This window comes from Daejeonella sp., from assembly GCF_044232565.1.
Classification (GTDB): domain Bacteria; phylum Bacteroidota; class Bacteroidia; order Sphingobacteriales; family Sphingobacteriaceae; genus Daejeonella.
The window spans coordinates 1-2,608 of the sequence record NZ_JBIILQ010000313.1 but is presented as its reverse complement, the minus strand read 5'-3'; the positions used below and the strand labels follow the sequence as shown (position 1 = coordinate 2,608).

Sequence of the window (2,608 nt, the reverse complement as noted above, 5' to 3'; positions counted from 1 at the left end):
TTAGAGAAAACCGTTTGGCCATAGTTCATGGTATGGGATCTCCCAATAATACCCGCTCCCACTTTGATGCACAGGACTATATGGAATCGGGTACACCCTTTAACAAGGGTACTGCGAGTGGTTGGCTAAATCGAGCTGCGGGACTTTTAGGACATGAAGCGACGCCATTTCAGGCTGTTAGCATGACAAATTCGATGCCTCGGTCGTTTTATGGAGAAATACCAACATTGTCAATCAATAACCTTCAGGATTTCAATATTCAACTTCGTGCTAATCAGATGAATACCAATCGGGTATCGCAAAGTTTTGAAGAATTATATGATCAAGCTTCCCCTGGATTGTTAAAATCTACAGGAAAGGAGAGTTTTGAGGCCATAAAAATGTTAAAATCGGTAGATACGAAGAATTATAAACCTGCAAATAATGCGATCTATCCTAACAGCCCTCTAGCTAATTCATTAAAACAGATTGCACAGTTAATTAAAATGGATGTAGGTTTAGAACTTGCGTTTGCCGAATCCGGTGGTTGGGACACACATTTTAATCAAGGCGCTGAAAATGGGGTATTTGCTAGAAATGTGAATGATTTGAGTCTCAGTATCATGGCATTCTGGACCGATATGGCTCAATATCAAGACGATTTAACAGTGATGACGATGACCGAATTTGGTAGAACGGTGAAGCAAAATGGAACGGGTGGAACAGATCATGGACGTGCTTCCTGTAATTTTATTCTTGGTAATGATGTTCGTGGCGGCTTGGTTCATGGTAAAATGGCGCCCCTAGCCATAGAAAATCTGGAAGATGGCCGTGATTTAGCAGTTACCACAGATTTTAGAAGTGTTTTTTCGGAAGTTGCTGAAAAACATCTGATGATATCTAATAAAAATCAGGCATTATTCCCAGGATTTAATGGTGGAAATATTGGCGTGATGAGAGGGTAGTTTTTTGTGAGCAACAGGTCAAGAAATGTAATAAAGATCATAACAATTAGAAACCGGTCAACTCTATTCAGGGCTCCAGTATGTACGATACCATCCAGAGATGAATATGGATGCTTTTATAATGAGTCAAAAAGATTAATTGTTTTCGAAACTTTACAACAACAATAATCTGTAAAGAAATAGTTTTTGCAATCGGCGTAAAACCTATGGACAGTATAATTTATATACTATGGTCTTGTAGCTGGCACAACTATCCTCAATTAATTATAATCTAATCCCCTTCAAATCTTGCTTTTACCTTTCCATTTTAAACCTCTATCTTGCCCTTTAAATTAAAATAGCATGGAAAATCATTATTATAATGCGAAAGACCTTAATAAATTTGGGAATATTGCTGAATATCAAAAGGATTTAGCGGATAAATTCTTCTCTTATTATGGAGAAGTATTTAAGGATGGTCATTTAACGGCTAAAGAAAAATCATTAATCGCACTGGCAGTTGCCCATGCAGTTCAATGCCCATATTGTATTGATGCTTATAGTAGCGATGCCTTTGAAAAAGGTTACAGCGAGGGTCAAATGATGGAAGCTGTTCATGTAGCCTCTGCAATTAAAGGCGGTGCAGTGCTTGTACATGGCGTTCAAATGATGAATAAGGTTAAAGAAATAAGTATGTAAGCCCACATGATTAAATCGCTCAAAGTTTTAAACCATCCGCTTTCAGATTCTCAAAATCAAATTGCTTTGCTTGAGGGGAATCATTCACATCCTACATTTAGAGGAAAGCTGGTTGAGCAAGGCATGTTTCCATTAAAATCTTCCGGAATTGAGATTTTTCAGATTAATATGGGTAAAATGTGCAATCAAACATGCAAGCATTGCCATGTAGATGCTGGTCCCGATAGAAAGGAAATAATGACAAGGGCGACCATGGAATTATGTCTTCAAATATTAAAAAAATCAAGCATTAAAACGGTTGATCTAACCGGAGGAGCCCCCGAATTAAATCCTGACTTTCGTTGGTTTGTTGAGGAGCTAAGTAAAATTGGCAAACACATCATTGTACGCTGTAATTTAACTATCATACTGGCTAATAAGCGCTTTCATGATTTACCTGAATTCTTTAAAAAACATCATATAGAAGTCGTTTCCTCATTGCCAAGTTTTACGCAAGACCGTACCGACCGACAAAGAGGAGATGGTGTTTTTGAAGATTCAATTAAAGCCCTGCAAATGCTAAATTTAATAGGTTATGGTAAGGAGGGAAGTGGTTTGTTACTAAATTTAGTATATAATCCGGCAGGAGCATTCCTTCCACCTTCCCAAACGGCATTAGAAAAAGAATATAAAATTGAATTAGCATCAAGATATAATATAGTGTTTAACCAGCTTTATGTGATAACAAACATGCCTATAAGTCGCTATTTAGACTACTTGTTAAGCACTAATAATTATGAGAATTATATGGATAAACTGATTGCTGCATTTAACCCAGCAGCAGTACAAAATCTAATGTGTCGCAATACTATTTCGGTTGCTTGGGATGGTTATCTATATGATTGCGATTTTAACCAGATGTTAGACTTGAAGGTTGCCACTACTGGCTCAATTCATCTCTCCGAATTTGACACCAATTTGCTCCATAAACGCGAAATTGTTTTAAA

Annotated in this window: 3 protein-coding genes; all 3 read left to right on the top strand. The window is 37.2% G+C overall.

Annotation, left to right across the window (positions count from 1 at the left end; all coding sequences use genetic code 11):
• On the top strand, nt 1–944 hold a 944-nt coding region (locus ACILQF_RS12605; protein WP_395627752.1), incomplete at its 5' end, for a DUF1501 domain-containing protein.
• Between the two features lie 342 nt (nt 945–1,286).
• Nucleotides 1,287–1,622, top strand: coding sequence for an arsenosugar biosynthesis-associated peroxidase-like protein (locus ACILQF_RS12600; protein WP_395627751.1), 336 nt, complete (start codon nt 1,287–1,289; stop codon nt 1,620–1,622).
• Between the two features lie 6 nt (nt 1,623–1,628).
• A partial coding sequence (gene arsS / locus ACILQF_RS12595) for an arsenosugar biosynthesis radical SAM (seleno)protein ArsS (protein WP_395627750.1) occupies nt 1,629–2,608 on the top strand: 980 nt, incomplete at its 3' end.

Excerpts from the sequence above, each read along its gene's own strand:
- ACILQF_RS12600 (WP_395627751.1), top strand. The coding sequence starts at position 1,287 with ATGGAAAATCATTATTATAATGCGAAAGACCTTAATAAATTTGGGAAT.